This is a genomic window from uncultured Thiohalocapsa sp. (assembly GCF_913062725.1).
Lineage (GTDB): Bacteria > Pseudomonadota > Gammaproteobacteria > Chromatiales > Chromatiaceae > Thiohalocapsa.
Window position 1 is genome coordinate 1 of the sequence record NZ_CAJXWY010000076.1, and the last position, 16,483, is coordinate 16,483.

The following is a 16,483-nucleotide window of genomic DNA, read 5'->3' on the forward strand; positions in this document are numbered from 1 at the left end:
GTCTTGCCATGGTCCACGTGACCAATGGTGCCGACGTTCACGTGTGGCTTCTTGCGCTCGAACTTGGATTTGGACATGACCTGTACCCCTGGATTCGAAATCGGTTACTGCTTCTTGGTGACGGCTTCCGCGATGCTCGCCGGCACTTCGTTGTATTTGGCAAATTCCATGCTGTATGTCGCCCGGCCCTGAGTTGCCGAGCGCAGGTCGGTGGCATAGCCGAACATCGACGCGAGCGGGACTTCCGCCCGAATGATCTTGCCGGAAGGCGCGTCGTCCATGCCTTGGATCATGCCCCGACGGCTGTTCAGATCGCCCATGACATCGCCCATGTTCTCTTCGGGCGTCACGACTTCCACCTTCATGATGGGCTCGAGCAGTACCGGCTTCGCCTTGCCGGCCCCTTCTTTGAGGGCCATTGATCCGGCAATCTTGAATGCCATCTCGCTGGAGTCGACTTCATGATAGGAGCCGTCGTAGAGCGTTACCTTGACATCCACCATCGGGAAGCCGTAGGTCACACCATTGCCCATCGCCTCCTGAATGCCCTTATCGACAGCGGGGATGTACTCCTTAGGGATGGCGCCGCCCACGATCTGGTTGACGAACTCATAGCCCACGCCGGATTCCTGCGGCTCCAAGCGGATATAGACATGCCCAAACTGGCCGCGACCGCCCGATTGCCGCGCAAACTTGGTTTCCTGCTCCACGGACGCCCGGATGGTCTCGCGATAGCTCACCTGCGGAGCGCCCACGTTGGCCTCGACGTTGAACTCCCGCTTCATGCGATCGACGATGATTTCCAGATGCAGTTCGCCCATGCCGGAGATGATGGTCTGACCGGACTCTTCATCAGAACGAACGCGGAAGGACGGATCCTCCTGTGCCAGCTTGGAGAGGGCAACGCCCATCTTTTCCTGGTCGCTTTTGGTCTTGGGCTCGACCGCCACCGAGATTACCGGCTCCGGGAATTCCATCCGCTCGAGGGTGATGGGCTTGTCGAGGGCGCACAGGGTGTCACCCGTCGTCACGTCCTTCAGGCCGACGGCGGCGGCGATGTCGCCGGCACGCACCTCCTTGATCTCCTTGCGGTCGTTGGAGTGCATCTGCAGGATGCGGCCCACCCGCTCTTTTTTGCGCTTGACCGGGTTTAACACGGTGTCGCCCGAGCTCAGTACCCCGGAATAGACCCGGAAGAAGGTGAGCGTGCCGACGTACGGATCGGTCGCAATCTTGAATGCCAGGGCAGCGAAGGGGGATTCGTCGTTGGAGCGCCGCTCCTCGACGGTCTCCGCGGCGTCGTCGAGCACACCCTGGATCGCCGGAACGTCAGGCGGTGCGGGCATGTAGTCGATAACGGCATCCAGCATGGCTTGCACGCCCTTGTTCTTGAACGCCGACCCGCACAGCATAGGCACGATCTCGTTGGCGAGTGTGCGTGCCCGCAGACCCTTCTTGATGTCCTCGGCGCTCAGCTCACCTTCTTCGAGGTAGCGCTCCATCGTCTCTTCGTCGGCCTCGGCGGCGGCCTCGACCATGTTCTCGCGCCACTCCTGACACAGCTCGACCATGTCCGCCGGAATGTCGCGCTCCTCGTAGGTCATGCCCTTGGAGGTATCATCCCAATAGATGGCCTTCATGCGCACCAGATCGACGATACCGGCAAAGTCCTCTTCGGCACCGATGGGCAGCTGGACGGGCACAGCATTACCGCCGAGTCGATCCTTGACCTGCTGGACGACACGCAGGAAGTTTGCCCCCATGCGGTCCATTTTGTTTACGAACGCCAGCCGCGGCACGCCGTATTTGTCCGCCTGGCGCCACACGGTTTCGGACTGGGGCTCGACGCCACCGACAGCACAAAATACCGCACATGCACCATCGAGCACTCGCAGCGACCGTTCCACCTCGATGGTGAAATCCACGTGCCCGGGCGTATCGATGATGTTGATCCGGTGCTCCGGATATTGCTTGTCCATGCCCTGCCAGAAGCAGGTGGTCGCAGCGGACGTGATGGTGATGCCACGCTCCTGCTCCTGCTGCATCCAGTCCATGACGGCGGCACCGTCGTGCACCTCACCGATCTTGTGGGACAAGCCGGTGTAGAACAGGATGCGTTCTGTGGTCGTCGTCTTACCGGCATCGATGTGTGCCATGATGCCGAGATTCCGGTACCGATCGATGGGTGTACTGCGTGCCACGGCTCTGTCCGCCTGTCTGATGGTTGCGGTGCTGCCCCGGGCGTAGCGCCCGGGGCTCGAATGCGCCTACCAGCGATAATGGGAGAAGGCCTTGTTGGCCTCCGCCATACGATGTGTGTCTTCCTTCTTCTTCACGGCCGTGCCGCGCGCGTCGCCGGCATCCATGAGCTCGCCCGCCAGTCGCAGCGCCATGGATTTCTCCGAGCGCTTGCGGGCCGCGTCGATCAGCCAGCGCATCGCAAGCGTGTTGCGACGCGTGGGACGCACCTCCACCGGCACCTGATAGGTAGCGCCGCCGACCCGCCGGGACTTGACTTCTACCGCCGGGCGAACGTTTTCCATTGCCGAATCAAGGGTCTCCAACGGATCGACACCCTTTTTTTCGGCGACGCGCTCGAGCGCTCCATACATGATTCGCTCGGCGACGGCCTTTTTGCCGTCTTCCATGAGCATATTGATAAACTTCGTGAGCAGCTCGCTCCCGTGCTTGGGATCGGGGAGGATCTGGCGCTTTGCGATGACGCGTCTTCTCGGCATCTTGGGTTTGGCTCCAACCAGTTCTTATGCGCTATCGTTGCGTTGCGCGGACCCAAGTCACGCGCGCCGTCAACGCTTGCGACGCTTGATTTCGACTCGTTGTTAAGGGCCCGAGCGCTCGACGCCAATGTGTCGGACGGCGATCGGCTGCAGTCCTGGTGCGCCGCTTGGCCAGCACCCCAGTGCGTGCTGCTATTGGCGCGGGCTCAGCAGTGGGCGGCTCTCACTCCTGAATCAGCTCACCATTAACCCTTCGGGCGTTTGGCGCCGTATTTGGAGCGGCCTTGGCGACGCTTCTCGACACCGGTGGTGTCCAGGGTGCCGCGCACCGTGTGATAACGCACACCCGGCAGGTCTTTGACGCGCCCGCCGCGGATGAGCACCACCGAGTGCTCCTGCAGGTTATGCCCCTCGCCGCCGATGTAGGACGCCACCTCATAGCCGTTGGTGAGACGCACGCGAGCGACCTTCCGTAGAGCCGAGTTTGGCTTCTTCGGCGTCGTCGTGTAGACCCGGGTGCAGACACCACGCTTTTGCGGACAGGCCTCCAGCGCCGGCACGTTACTTTTTTCTGCCCGGCGCTTGCGCGGCTTCCGGACGAGCTGATTGATAGTCGCCATGAAACGCTCCATCCAAACCGGCCCGCACCGTAGAACACGACACGACCCGAGCCCGCAGTGCCGCAGCCTTGACGCGGCCCCGCGGATACGAACGAAAATCAGGAAGTAAAAAGCGAGGTTTTACGCCTGACTGAGGCTCGAACCCCGGGAATAAACACGCCGGCACGTTGGCCGGCGAGCTAAGAAGAGAAGCGTAACAAGGCCGCTTTATGCTGTCAACCGGTAGGGGCTTTTTTTGCCCTCCCGGCACCGCGGCTGTCGTCTCGACGGAGGGAGGCGCGACGCACGCCGCGCCCCCCCTCCTTATTGCGTCTCGGAATCGGAGGTATTGAGCGCCTGCTTCAAGGCTTGTGTCAGTTCCTCCGCGGCGAGCTCCATGCGCTCGTCGGCGGCGGCGCCCGTATCTTCCTGGCGCTTGCGCCGACGCTCGTTGTGATACGCCAGCCCCGTGCCCGCCGGAATCAGCCGACCGACGATGACGTTCTCCTTGAGCCCGTTCAGCCCATCCACGGAGCCGCGAACGGCGGCCTCGGTGAGCACGCGGGTGGTCTCCTGGAAGGAAGCCGCCGAGATGAAGGAATCCGTGGCCAGCGACGCCTTGGTGATGCCGAGCAGCAGCGGCTCGTACAAGGCGGGATGCTTGCTCTCGGCCTGCACGCGTTCGTTCTCCACCAGCAAGGTGCCGTAGTCCACCTGCTCGCCGCGCAGGAGCCGGGTGTCGCCGGCATTGGTGATCTCGACCTTGCGCAGCATCTGCCGCACGATCACCTCGATGTGCTTGTCGTTGATCTTCACGCCCTGCAGGCGATAGACGTCCTGGATCTCCTTCACCAGGTACTCGGCCAGCGCCGTGATGCCCTTCAGCCGCAGGATATCGTGCGGATTCAGCTCGCCCTCGGAGATCACCTCGCCCATTTCGACGCGCTCACCCTCGAAGACGCTGACATGACGCCATTTGGGGATGAGCGACTCCACCGTCTCGCCGTCGTCGGTGGTGATGACCAGGCGCTGCTTGCCCTTGGTGTCCTTGCCGAAGCTGACGGTGCCCGTAGCCTCGGCCAGTAATGCCGGCTCCTTCGGCTTGCGGGCTTCGAACAGGTCCGCGACACGCGGCAGGCCGCCGGTGATGTCGCGGGTCTTCGAGGACTCCTGCGGGATACGCGCCAGGATGTCGCCGACGCCCACATCCGCGCCATCGGTGACGCTGACAATGGCGCCGGACGGTAGCAGGTAGCGTGCGGGCAGGTCGGTGCCGGCGATCTTCAGGTCCTCGCCCTGCTCATCGACGAGGATGACCGTCGGGCGCAGGTCCTTGCCTGTGGACGGGCGCTGCTTCGGGTCGAGCACTTCCACCGAGGCGAGGCCCGTGACTTCATCGGTCTTGCTCTGTACCGTGACGCCGTCGACGAAGTCCGCGAAGCGCAGCTTGCCGGCCACCTCTGTGACCACGGGGTGGGTGTGCGGATCCCAGTTGGCGACGACCTGACCGCCTTCGACACTGTCGCCATCGCCGACATTGAGGGTGGCGCCATAGGGGATCTTGTAGCGCTCTTTCTCCAGACCCTTCTCGTCGCTCACCGTCAGTTCTCCGGAGCGCGACACGGCCACGAGGTTGCCGCTGTGGTGCTGCACGGTCTTGATATTGTGCAGGCGCGCGGTCCCATCCGTTTTCACCTGTACATTGCTCACCGCCGCGGCGCGGGAGGCGGCGCCGCCGATGTGGAAGGTGCGCATGGTGAGCTGGGTGCCCGGCTCGCCGATGGACTGGGCGGCGATGACGCCGACGGACTCGCCCTGATTCACCAGGTGGCCGCGGGCCAGATCACGGCCGTAACATTGCGCACAAACGCCGAGGCGCGCTTCGCAGGTAATGGTGGAGCGCACCAGCACCTGATCGATCCCCAAGGCTTCCATTTCCTGCACGCGGCCTTCGTCCAGGAGCGTGCCAGCCTCGAAAGCCACCTCGTCGGTACCCGGCTTGTAGACGTCGACGGCCGTGACGCGTCCGAGGATGCGCTCGCGCAGGGGCTCCACCACATCACCACCTTCGATGATCGGCGTCATCAGCAGGCCCTTCTCGGTGCCGCAGTCCTCTTCCAGCACCACCATATCCTGGGCCACATCCACCAGTCGTCTGGTGAGGTAGCCGGAGTTGGCGGTCTTCAGCGCCGTGTCCGCCAGGCCCTTACGCGCGCCGTGGGTGGAGATGAAGTACTGGATAACGTTCAGCCCCTCGCGGAAATTGGCGGCGATGGGCGTCTCGATGATGGAGCCGTCCGGCTTCGCCATGAGGCCGCGCATGCCCGCGAGCTGGCGAATCTGCGCCGCCGAGCCACGGGCGCCCGAGTCGGCCATCATGAAAATGGAGTTGAAGGAGTCCTGCTCCTGCGTGTTGCCCTCGCGGTCGGTGACCTGATCCTTACCGAGCTTGCGCATCATGGACTTGGCCACCTGGTCATTGGTGCGCGACCAGATGTCGACGACCTTGTTGTAGCGCTCGCCGTTGGTGACCAGTCCCTGGGTGTACTGGTCCTCGATCTCCTTCACTTCTTCTTCGGCGCGGCCCAGAATCTCCGGCTTCTCATCCGGCACTTCCATATCCTCGAGGCCGATGGAAACACCGGCGCGGGTGGCCATGCGGAAGCCGAGGTACATGAGCTGGTCCGCGAAGACCACGGTGTCCTTGAGGCCGAGCTCGCGGTAGCACTGGTTGATGAGCCGGGAGATGGCCTTCTTGCCCAGCGGCTTGTCCACCAGCTCGAAGGGCAGGCCTTTGGGCACGATCTCCCAGACCATGGCCCGACCCACCGTGGTGTCTTTGATGCTCCAACGCTCTTCCATGTCGCCGTGCTCGTGCTTGAGCTCTTCGCGGATGCGCACCTTGACACGGGCGTGCAGCGCGGCGACACCGTTGTCGTAGGCGCGGTGCGCCTCGTCGACACTGGAGAGCAGCAGCCCTTCGCCCTGCGCGTTGATGCGCTCGCGGGTCATGTAATACAGGCCCAGCACCACGTCCTGCGACGGCACGATGATGGGCTCGCCGTTGGCCGGCGACAGGATATTGTTGGAGGACATCATCAACGCCCGGGACTCGAGCTGCGCCTCCAGCGACAGCGGCACGTGCACCGCCATCTGGTCGCCGTCGAAGTCCGCATTGAACGCCGTGCACACCAGGGGATGCAGCTGGATGGCCTTGCCCTCGATGAGCACCGGCTCGAAGGCCTGGATGCCCAGGCGATGCAGGGTCGGCGCCCGGTTCAGCATCACCGGGTGCTCGCGAATCACCTCTTCGAGGATGTCCCAGACCTCGGCGGTGCCACGCTCCACCATCTTCTTCGCCGCCTTGATGGTGGCCGCCAGACCGCGGCTCTGGAGCTTGCTGAAAATGAACGGCTTGAACAGCTCCAGGGCCATGCGCTTGGGCAGACCGCACTGGTGCAGCTTGAGTGTCGGGCCCACCACGATGACCGAGCGCCCGGAGTAGTCCACGCGCTTGCCGAGCAGGTTCTGTCGGAAGCGGCCCTGCTTGCCCTTGATCATGTCGGCCAAAGACTTGAGCGGGCGCTTGTTGGTGCCGGTGATGGCGCGGCCGCGGCGGCCGTTGTCGAGCAGCGCATCCACCGCCTCCTGCAGCATGCGCTTCTCGTTGCGCACGATGATGTCCGGCGCCACCAGATCCAGCAGGCGCTTGAGGCGGTTGTTGCGGTTGATGACCCGGCGATACAGATCATTCAGATCCGATGTCGCAAAGCGGCCGCCGTCCAGTGGCACCAGCGGGCGCAGTTCCGGTGGCAGCACCGGCAGCACCGTGAGGATCATCCACTCGGGGCGATTGCCCGAGAGCTGCAGCGACTCCATCAGCTTGAGCCGCTTGGAGAGCTTCTTGATCTTGGTCTCGGAGTTGGTGGCCTCGATCTCTTCGCGCATGGTGCGGATCTCGGCGTCGAGATCGATGGTGCGCAGCAGCTCGAAGACGGCCTCCGCGCCCATGCGGGCATCGAACTCGTCGCCGTTGGCCTCCAGGGCGTCCAGGTACTGCTCATCGGTGAGCAGCTGGCCGCGCTCCAGCTCGGCGGTCATGCCCGGGTCGACGACGACGAAGGACTCGAAGTAGAGCACCCGCTCGATGTCGCGCAGGGTCATGTCGAGCAACAGGCCGATGCGCGAAGGCAGCGACTTCAGGAACCAGATGTGGGCCACCGGGCTCGCCAGGTCGATGTGGCCCATGCGCTCGCGGCGGACCTTGGCCAGGGTGACCTCGACGCCACACTTCTCGCAGACCACGCCCCGGTGCTTGAGGCGCTTGTATTTCCCGCACAGGCACTCGTAGTCGCTGACGGGCCCGAAGATCTTGGCGCAGAAGAGGCCGTCGCGCTCGGGCTTGAAGGTGCGGTAGTTGATGGTCTCCGGCTTTTTCACCTCGCCGTAGGACCAGGAGCGAATCATGTCCGGAGACGCCAGCCCGATGCGAATGGCATCGAACTCCAGCGCCTGACCCTGCTGCTTGATGATTCTGAGCAGATCTTTCAAAGCCGATCTCCTGCGAAGAAGGTTTCGAGTATCGAATGGCGAGGAGCGAGTGCCGCGGACCGCGGGTCGACCCTCGAGGGTCGGGCACCGGCGCCGACGGGCACCCGGCGCCCCGCGGTCCCGGTCATCCTATGCAAGGCTAATCCTGTTCCAGCTCGACGTTGATGCCGAGGGAGCGGATCTCCTTGACCAGCACGTTGAAGGACTCGGGCATGCCCGCCTCCATGCGATGGTCGCCATCGACGATGTTCTTGTACATCTTGGTGCGGCCGTTGACGTCGTCAGACTTCACCGTCAGCATCTCCTGCAGCGTGTAGGCCGCACCATAAGCCTCCAGCGCCCAGACCTCCATTTCGCCGAAGCGCTGGCCGCCGAACTGCGCCTTGCCGCCGAGGGGCTGCTGGGTGACGAGGCTGTAAGGTCCAGTGGAGCGCGCATGCATCTTGTCGTCGACGAGATGGTTCAGTTTCAGCATGTACATGTAGCCGACGGTCACCGGCCGCTCGAAGGCCTCGCCGGAGCGGCCGTCGTGGAGGGTGGTCTGCCCGGATTCCGCGAGTCCGGCGAGGCGCAGCATTTGGCGGATCTCCTCCTCGGTGGCACCGTCGAAGACGGGCGTCGCCAGGGGCACGCCGCCGGTGAGATTGCGCGCCAATGCCAGCAGCTGCTCGTCGTCGAGCGCGTCGAGGGCCTCCTGCTTACCGCTGGTGTTATAGAGCTCGTCCAGGAAGCCCCGCACGTCCGCCGCCGGCGCGTCGCCGCGCAGCATGGCATCGATGCGCTCGCCCAGACCCTTGGCCGCCCAGCCGAGGTGGGTCTCCAGCACCTGGCCCACGTTCATGCGCGAGGGCACGCCCAGCGGATTCAGGACAATGTCCACCGGCTCGCCGTCGGCACTGAAGGGCATGTCCTCCACCGGCACGACCCGGGAGATGACGCCCTTGTTGCCGTGACGGCCGGCCATCTTGTCACCGGGCTGGATACGGCGCTTCACGGCCACGTAGACCTTGACCATTTTCAGCACACCGGGGGCCAGCTCATCGCCCTGGGTGATCTTGCGCTTTTTCGTCTCGAAGTGGTCGCGGAACTCCTCGCGCTGCTGCTTGATCTGCGCCCCGGCGGCCTCGAGCTGCATGGCCGCCTCTTCGCTGCGCAGGCGGATCTCCAGCCAGCGATCACGGCCGTGCTCATCGGCGAGCTCGTTGAGATAGGTCTTGGTGATCTTGGCGCCGGCCTTGAGCCCCGACGGGCCGCCGTCGGCGGTCTTGCCCACCAACAGCTTCTCCATGCGCTGGAAGGCATCTTTCTCCATGATGCGCTGCTGGTCGCCGAGATCCTTGCGGATGCGCTCGAGCTCCATCTCTTCGATCTGCAGCGCGCGCTTGTCCTTCTCGACGCCATCGCGGGTGAACACCTGCACGTCGACCACGGTGCCGGCCATCCCGGAGGGCAGCCGCAGCGACGTGTCCTTCACATCCGAGGCCTTCTCGCCGAAGATGGCGCGCAGCAGTTTCTCTTCGGGCGTGAGCTGGGTCTCGCCCTTGGGCGTGACCTTGCCCACGAGAATGTCGCCGTCGCGCACCTCGGCGCCGATGTAGACGATCCCGGATTCGTCGAGCTTCGACAGCGCCGCTTCACCCACATTGGGGATATCGCTGGAGATTTCCTCCGGGCCGAGCTTGGTGTCGCGGGCCAGGCAGGTGAGCTCTTCGATGTGGATGCTGGTGAAGCGGTCCTGCTGCACCACCCGCTCCGAGATCAGGATCGAGTCCTCGAAGTTGTAGCCGTTCCAGGGCATGAAGGCGACGCGCAGATTCTGCCCGAGCGCCAGCTCGCCCATGTCCGTGGACGGGCCGTCGGCGAGCACGTCGCCGCGCTCGATGATGTCGCCCGGCTGCACCAGCGGGCGCTGATTGATACAGGTGTTCTGGTTGGAGCGGGTGTACTTGGTCAGGTTGTAGATGTCGACGCCGGACTCACCGGGCTCGGTCTCATCGTCGTTCACCCGCACCACGATGCGCGCGGCGTCCACCGAGTCGATGGTGCCGCCGCGGCGCGCCCATTGCACGACGCCGGAGTCCTTGGCCACGACCCGCTCCATGCCGGTGCCCACCAGCGGCTTCTCCGCCCGCAGGGTGGGCACCGCCTGGCGCTGCATGTTCGACCCCATCAGCGCGCGGTTGGCATCATCGTGCTCGAGGAAGGGAATCAGGGAGGCCGCCACCGACACGATCTGGCGCGGCGAGACGTCCATGTACTGGACCTCCTCGGGCGCCTTCATGGTGAACTCATTCATATGGCGGCAGGACACCAGTGCATCGGTGAGCCGGCCCTCGTCGTCGAGGGTTGCGTTGGCCTGGGCGATGACGTAGCCGCCTTCCTCGATGGCCGACAGATGGTCGATCTGATCGGTGGCTTTGCCGTTCTCCACACGCCGGTAGGGCGTCTCGAGGAAACCGTACCGGTTGGTGCGGGCATACACCGCCAGCGAGTTGATGAGGCCGATGTTCGGACCTTCCGGTGTCTCGATGGGGCAAACCCGGCCGTAGTGGGTGGGATGCACGTCGCGCACCTCGAATCCGGCGCGCTCGCGCGCAAGGCCGCCCGGGCCCAGGGCCGAGACGCGGCGCTTGTGCGTCACCTCCGAGAGCGGGTTGTTCTGGTCCATGAACTGCGACAGCTGGCTCGAGCCGAAGAATTCCTTGATGGCGGCGGACACCGGCTTGGCGTTGATGAGCTCCTGCGGCATCAGGCCTTCCGACTCCGCCAGCGACAGACGCTCTTTCACCGCACGCTCAACGCGCACCAGACCCACACGGAACTGGTTCTCGGCCATCTCGCCGACGCAGCGGATGCGCCGGTTGCCCAGGTGATCGATATCATCGACGCTGCCGCGGCCATTGCGCAGCTCGATCAGGACCTTGAGCGCATCGACGATATCCGAGGTCTCGCCGTAGGCTGCCACCAGCTGCGTGGAGGTGTCATCGCCGCGGGCGCTGAAGTATTTGTGGTCGTAGAGGATGCCCGTGCCTTCGGTGGCCTCGCGCCCGAGACGCCGGTTGAATTTCATGCGACCGACGGCGGAGAGGTCGTAGCGGTCCGACGTGAAGAACAAATTGTGAAACAGGTTCTGGGCCGCTTCCTTCGTGGGCGGCTCCCCCGGGCGCATCATGCGGTAGATCTCGACCTGGGCTTCGAGGTCCGAGCGCGTGGCATCGATGCGCAGGGTCTCCGACAGATAGGGACCGTGGTCGAGGTCGTTGACGAACAACGTCTCCACCCGCCCGATACCCTTCTCACGCAGCGCGGCCAGCAGCTCGTCGGTGATCGCGGCATTGGCCTCGGCGATGACCTCGCCGGTGTCTGTGTCCACCAGCGTCTGCGCGAGGGTGCGGCCCAGCAGGAATTCCTCCGGCACCGCCAGCCGCTCGACCCCCGCCTTCTGCAGCTCGCGAATATGCCGGGCGGTGACACGCCGGCCGGCCTCGACGAGCACCGTGTCGCCGATGCTGATCTCGAAGTTGACCGTCTCGCCCCGCAGGCGCTCGGGCACCAGCTCGAGCTCTGTGGGATCGCCGAGATGGAAGGTGTCGGTTTCAAAGAACAACGCCAGCATCTCGTCGGCGCTGTAACCGAGCGCACGCAGCAGCACGGTCGCCGGCAGCTTGCGGCGGCGATCGATGCGCACGAACACGTTGTCCTTGGGGTCGAACTCGAAGTCGAGCCAGGAGCCGCGGTAGGGGATCACGCGCGCCGAGAACAGCAGCTTGCCGGAGGAATGCGTCTTGCCCTTGTCGTGGTCGAAGAACACACCCGGTGAGCGGTGCAGCTGCGAGACGATGACCCGCTCGGTGCCATTGATGATGAAGGTGCCGTTCTCGGTCATCAGTGGCAGGTCGCCCATGTAGACTTCCTGCTCCTTGACATCCTTCACCACCTTGCTGCCGGCGGGTGCGTCTTTATCGTAGATCACCAGACGCAGCAGGACCCGCAGGGGTGCCGCATAGGTCGCCCCCCGCAGGTTACACTCGCGCACGTCGAAGGCCGGCTCCCCAAGCCGATAGCTCACATACTCCAACACAGCGTTGCCGGAGTAGCTTTCGATGGGCAGCACCGAGCGAAAGGCCGCATGCAGCCCCATGTCCTCACGGGCACCCGCGGCACGATCTGCCTGCAGAAAATCCCGGTAGGAATCGATCTGCGTGGCGAGCAGAAATGGGACTTCGAGAATGGTCGGGCGCTTGCCGAAATTCTTGCGGATACGCTTCTTCTCGGTGAACGAGTAGGCCATACTTGCCTTCCCTCATCTGTGGGGTCAGGGCCGAGCCACGCGTGCGATGGACTCGGTGGAGATGTGTGCAGCCCGTCGGGTGGCGATAACCGACCGCCGCGAGCGGGCTGCTGCGCAATCGTTCAGCGCTGCAAACGCGCCAAGACGCCAACAATGCAACAACGCCGAGAGGCCGGCGACCCTGGGCCGCCAGCCTTCTCAATGGGGCTCTGCGCTGCGGCAGACAATGCGGCTTATTTGACCTCGACAGTGGCGCCGGCTTCTTCCAACGCCTTCTTCGCCGCTTCGGCATCGTCTTTGGAGACGGCCTCTTTCAGGGTCGTCGGAGCGCCCTCGACGGCCTCCTTCGCCTCCTTGAGACCGAGGCCGGTCAGCGCCCGCACCGCCTTGATGACGCCGACCTTGTTGGCGCCGAAGGATGCCAGCACCACGTCGAACTCGGTCTGCTCTTCGGCGGCCTCGGCGCCTTCAGCGCCGGCGGCGCCTGCGGCCGGTGCCGCGGCGACTGCGGCGGCGGCGGTGACGCCGAACTTCTCTTCCATGGCGCTGATGAGGTCCACCACCTCCATCACGGTCATGTTGGCAATCGCGTCGAGAATTTCGTCTTTTGAAACGGCCATTATGGTCTCCTGGGAATCGGTTGTCGGTCAGCGACCGACGCGTTTTGTATCGTCTTGAAGCTTGGTTGGACGGCGACGTGCGCGCTTCGCGCCACTACGCGGCTTCCTTCGCCTCGCGGACAGCGGCGATGGTGCGCACGAGCTTGCCGGGCACTTCGTTCAAGGTGCTGGTGAGCTTCTGCACGGGCGCCTTCATCGTCGCCATCAGGAGACTGATGGCCTCGTCGTAGGTCGGCATTTTCGCGACCTTGTCCAGCTCCGTGGGTGCCAGCAGCTGCCCCGACAGGGCGATCATCTGCACCTGGAATTTGCCGTGATCCTTGGCGAACTCTTTGGCGACGCGCGCCACCGAGCCCGGATCATTGCGGCCGAAGGCCAGCACCAGCGGCCCCTTCAGCGCTTCCGTCATACATTCGAATTCGGTGTCGACGAGCGCGCGCCTGGCCAGCGTGTTTTTCACGACGCGCACATAGACGCCTGCTTCGCGCGCCTTGAGACGCAGCGCCGTCATCTCCGCGACCGTCAACCCGCGGTACTCGGCGCCGATGGCGGAATAGGCATTCCGTGCGACTTCCGAGACCTCCGCGACGACGGCCTCCTTCTGAGCAAAGTTCAGCGGCATAGGCTTCTCCTGTGGACTCCCGCTCTGTTGCGGGAGGCACCCTGGCACACGCGTCCGAGCCGCGTGCCGGGCAACGTGCGTGCTCCATCACCAAGGCCGTCGGCTCGAAGCTCCGGGCCACTGCGAGGGCACATCTGCGCAGGCGACATTAAGCTCAGCGGCACCGCCATCCCGGCGGCTGAGTGAGCACCTGCGGTCTTTGACGGACCTCGGGTCGATACCACCGATGTCCCAAAGCCAGCTCAGCGGCCGCCGGCGGCGGTGACCGACGCGACGGCCGCATGAATGTCTGAATAATCATCCCTGTGTGCGCCATTCGGCACGATTTGTCATGTGGCGCATGGCGGCCACCCGGTGCGATCGGGTGTGGGCCGTCGACACCCGCCGCGGCCCCACCGCCGGCGGCACGCGCTAAAAAGATAGCGCGGCATGATCCACGGTGAGCCCCGGCCCCATGGTGGAGGACACCGTGACTTTTTTCATGTACACGCCCTTGGCGGCACTCGGCTTCGCCTTCATCAGATTGCCGAGCAAGGCCTCGAGGTTTTCCCGCAACTTCTCCGCCTCGAAGTCCATCTTCCCGAGCGGACAATGAATGATGCCGGCCTTGTCGGTCCGGTAACGCACCTGGCCCGCCCTGGCATTGCGCACCGCCTCGGCCACATCCGCGGTCACGGTTCCCACCTTGGGGTTGGGCATCAGACCCCGGGGGCCCAGGAGCTTACCCAACTGACCAACAACCCGCATGGCGTCCGGCGAAGCGATGACGACATCGTAGTCCAGCGCACCGGCCTTCATGTCCTCCGCCAAGTCCTCCATGCCGACACGATCAGCACCAGCGGCGGTGGCCAGGTCGACATTCGCGCCCTGCGTGAAGACGGCGACCCGTACCTGTTTCCCCGTGCCGTGTGGCAGCACAGTGGCACCGCGCACCACTTGATCTGATTTGCGCGGGTCGACACCCAGATTCACCGCGACGTCGATGTTCTCGATGAATTTGACCTTGGAGATGTTTTTCAGCAGCACGAAGGCCTCGTCGGCGGCATACACCTTGCCGGGCTCGATCTGCTCGCGAATCGCCTTTTGGCGTTTGGTCAGCTTGGCCATTTACTCCACACCCTCCACATCCAGTCCCATCGCGCGGGCGCTGCCGGCTATGATTCGTACGGCGGCATCCAGGTCGTTGGCGTTGAGATCCGCCATCTTGGTGCTTGCGATCTCCTCCAGCTGTTGGCGGCTGACTGTGCCGACCTTATCGGTGTTCGGTGCGCTGCTCCCCTTGCTCACGCCGGCGGCTTTCTTGAGCAGCACGGAGGCGGGGGGTGTCTTGGTGATGAATGTGAAGCTGCGGTCAGCATAAACGGTGATGACCACCGGAATGGGCAGTCCCTTCTCGATTTCCTGGGTCTTGGCGTTGAACGCCTTGCAGAACTCCATGATGTTGACGCCGTGCTGGCCAAGTGCAGGCCCAACGGGCGGGCTGGGGTTGGCCTCTCCCGCCTTCACCTGCAGCTTGATGTAGGCGTTGATCTTTTTTGCCATGATTGTCTACCTCGACGGGTCCCAGCGCCAACCTCGTCGGCTGGCTCCCCGTGCAGTCTCTCAACCCGGCGGCGCCGGGACCAAAAAAACCCAACCGATACCATCGACAAAACCAGCAGCGGCGACGGTCGGTCGCCGGGTACGACGCTGACGCGACGGCCTGATCATGCGATGCGGTGTCAGCACCGGCCGGCGGTTGGATTGCCTGAGCCACAGTGCACGTGGTTGCGCCGCAGACACCCGCATCGAACAACGGTTGGGCCAGCGGAATACGACGGAGGGCTCCGACGGCCTTGCCTTGCAACCGGCGGTACGCCTGCGTGCGGCAACCGTCTCAGCCTTTTTCGACCTGGCCAAACTCCAGGTCCACCGGGGTGGAGCGACCAAAAATCAGTACCGAGACCTTCAATCGGCTCTTGTCGTAGTCGACTTCTTCGACGACACCGTTGAAATCCGTGAACGGTCCATCAACCACCCGGACCACTTCGCCGGGCTCGTACAGCACCTTCGGACGAGGCTTCTCGACACCTTCCTGTACCCGCTCGAGGATCGCGTCCACTTGGGCGTCGGGTATCGGTGCCGGCCGATCACCCTTGCCACCGATGAAGCCCATCACTCTCGGGACTTCCTTGACCAGATGCCATGTATCGTCGGTCATATCCATGTTGACCAGCACATAGCCGGGGAAGAACTTGCGCTCGCTCTTGCGTTGCTGGCCGCCGCGCATCTCCACGACTTCCTCCGTGGGCACCAGAATCTCCCCGAACGCCTCCTCCATGCCGGCGCGGGCAATGCGCTCCTCGAGTGCGCGCTTGACGTGGCTCTCGAAGCCCGAGAAGGCATGAATGACATACCATCGCTTGGCCATGCTCAGCCTCCTTGCCCGGTCAGGAATCGAAGGATCGCCATCAGCACCATGTCGAACAGCCAAAGTAGGATGCCGAGGATCAGCACCATCACGATGACGATCAAAGTGGTCTGAATAGTCTCCTGGCGGGTGGGCCAGACGACCTTTCGGACTTCCATGCGCGCATCGACGGCAAAACGCCAGAGCTGCCGGCCCGGCAGAGACGTTAGCGCAACGGCTGCTGCGCCGCCCGAGAGCGCCAGGAGCACCACAACCCGTAAGAGCAGCGACAGCTCGGCGAAGAAATAAAAGCCCCAGAGCGCGACGATGATAATCGCCGCAGCCACGACAAGCTTCACGGTATCGAGACCGGATGCCCCGGCGTCGGCTTTTGCGTTCATGCTTCCCGCAAGCGGCCTAGGAGCCGCGATGTATGGCAGGCCAGGAGGGACTCGAACCCCCAACCTGCGGTTTTGGAGACCGCTGCTCTGCCAATTGAGCTACTGGCCTAGAAAAATGTCAGGGGCGGCAGTTTGCGCTGCCACCCCGGAGCGCCCTCGACGGAAAGGTCCGTGGGCGCGAAGGCGATCGCCTGCTACTCGATGATCTTCGCCACCACGCCGGCGCCGACGGTACGACCGCCTTCGCGCACCGCAAAGCGCAGCCCCTCCTC

General features: G+C 64.0%; 11 protein-coding genes, 1 tRNA gene and 1 pseudogene. All 13 read right to left on the bottom strand.

The genetic code is table 11. The features are described 5' to 3' along the window. Positions 1-104: 104 nt before the first annotated feature. Positions 105-2,201: an elongation factor G gene (gene fusA / locus QZ588_RS15970; RefSeq protein WP_295543936.1), complete on the bottom strand. Its 2,097-nt coding sequence runs from the start codon at positions 2,199-2,201 to the stop codon at positions 105-107. 66 nt (positions 2,202-2,267) lie between these two features. Next, on the bottom strand, positions 2,268-2,738 hold the full coding sequence (rpsG, locus tag QZ588_RS15975) for a 30S ribosomal protein S7 (protein WP_295543937.1): 471 nt from the start codon (positions 2,736-2,738) through the stop codon (positions 2,268-2,270). Between the two features lie 245 nt (positions 2,739-2,983). Next, a complete protein-coding gene (gene rpsL / locus QZ588_RS15980; RefSeq protein ID WP_295543938.1) occupies positions 2,984-3,358 on the bottom strand; it encodes a 30S ribosomal protein S12 in 375 nt (124 codons plus the stop codon). A 303-nt stretch (positions 3,359-3,661) separates the two neighbouring features. Further along, a complete protein-coding gene (gene rpoC, locus QZ588_RS15985; RefSeq protein ID WP_295543939.1) occupies positions 3,662-7,888 on the bottom strand; it encodes a DNA-directed RNA polymerase subunit beta' in 4,227 nt (1,408 codons plus the stop codon). Between the two features lie 139 nt (positions 7,889-8,027). After that, on the bottom strand, positions 8,028-12,179 hold the full coding sequence (rpoB, locus tag QZ588_RS15990; RefSeq protein WP_295543940.1) for a DNA-directed RNA polymerase subunit beta: 4,152 nt from the start codon (positions 12,177-12,179) through the stop codon (positions 8,028-8,030). 233 nt (positions 12,180-12,412) lie between these two features. Then, positions 12,413-12,799: a 50S ribosomal protein L7/L12 gene (gene rplL, locus QZ588_RS15995; protein ID WP_295543941.1), complete on the bottom strand. Its 387-nt coding sequence runs from the start codon at positions 12,797-12,799 to the stop codon at positions 12,413-12,415. A 94-nt stretch (positions 12,800-12,893) separates the two neighbouring features. Next, complete coding sequence (gene rplJ, locus QZ588_RS16000; RefSeq protein ID WP_295543942.1) at positions 12,894-13,421, bottom strand: 50S ribosomal protein L10; 528 nt, start codon at positions 13,419-13,421, stop codon at positions 12,894-12,896. 411 nt (positions 13,422-13,832) lie between these two features. Then, positions 13,833-14,528: a 50S ribosomal protein L1 gene (gene rplA / locus QZ588_RS16005; RefSeq protein WP_295543943.1), complete on the bottom strand. Its 696-nt coding sequence runs from the start codon at positions 14,526-14,528 to the stop codon at positions 13,833-13,835. Further along, positions 14,529-14,963, bottom strand: a complete 435-nt coding sequence (gene rplK / locus QZ588_RS16010) for a 50S ribosomal protein L11 (protein ID WP_295543944.1) — start codon at positions 14,961-14,963, stop codon at positions 14,529-14,531. A gap of 334 nt (positions 14,964-15,297) precedes the next feature. After that, on the bottom strand, positions 15,298-15,831 hold the full coding sequence (gene nusG, locus QZ588_RS16015; protein ID WP_295543945.1) for a transcription termination/antitermination protein NusG: 534 nt from the start codon (positions 15,829-15,831) through the stop codon (positions 15,298-15,300). 2 nt (positions 15,832-15,833) lie between these two features. Continuing rightward, the gene (secE, locus tag QZ588_RS16020; protein ID WP_295543946.1) at positions 15,834-16,211 is read right to left on the bottom strand and encodes a preprotein translocase subunit SecE; all 378 of its coding nucleotides are present in this window, start codon (positions 16,209-16,211) and stop codon (positions 15,834-15,836) included. A gap of 33 nt (positions 16,212-16,244) precedes the next feature. Continuing rightward, positions 16,245-16,320 (bottom strand) — tRNA-Trp (locus QZ588_RS16025). Positions 16,321-16,405: 85 nt separating this feature from the next. Continuing rightward, positions 16,406-16,483: pseudogene (locus QZ588_RS16030) on the bottom strand (elongation factor Tu); the annotation flags it as partial.

Excerpts from the sequence above, each read along its gene's own strand:
- rpsG (WP_295543937.1), bottom strand. The coding sequence starts at position 2,738 with ATGCCGAGAAGACGCGTCATCGCAAAGCGCCAGATCCTCCCCGATCCC.
- rpsL (WP_295543938.1), bottom strand. The coding sequence starts at position 3,358 with ATGGCGACTATCAATCAGCTCGTCCGGAAGCCGCGCAAGCGCCGGGCA.
- rpoB (WP_295543940.1), bottom strand. The coding sequence starts at position 12,179 with ATGGCCTACTCGTTCACCGAGAAGAAGCGTATCCGCAAGAATTTCGGC.
- rplL (WP_295543941.1), bottom strand. The coding sequence starts at position 12,799 with ATGGCCGTTTCAAAAGACGAAATTCTCGACGCGATTGCCAACATGACC.
- rplJ (WP_295543942.1), bottom strand. The coding sequence starts at position 13,421 with ATGCCGCTGAACTTTGCTCAGAAGGAGGCCGTCGTCGCGGAGGTCTCG.
- rplA (WP_295543943.1), bottom strand. The coding sequence starts at position 14,528 with ATGGCCAAGCTGACCAAACGCCAAAAGGCGATTCGCGAGCAGATCGAG.
- rplK (WP_295543944.1), bottom strand. The coding sequence starts at position 14,963 with ATGGCAAAAAAGATCAACGCCTACATCAAGCTGCAGGTGAAGGCGGGA.
- nusG (WP_295543945.1), bottom strand. The coding sequence starts at position 15,831 with ATGGCCAAGCGATGGTATGTCATTCATGCCTTCTCGGGCTTCGAGAGC.
- secE (WP_295543946.1), bottom strand. The coding sequence starts at position 16,211 with ATGAACGCAAAAGCCGACGCCGGGGCATCCGGTCTCGATACCGTGAAG.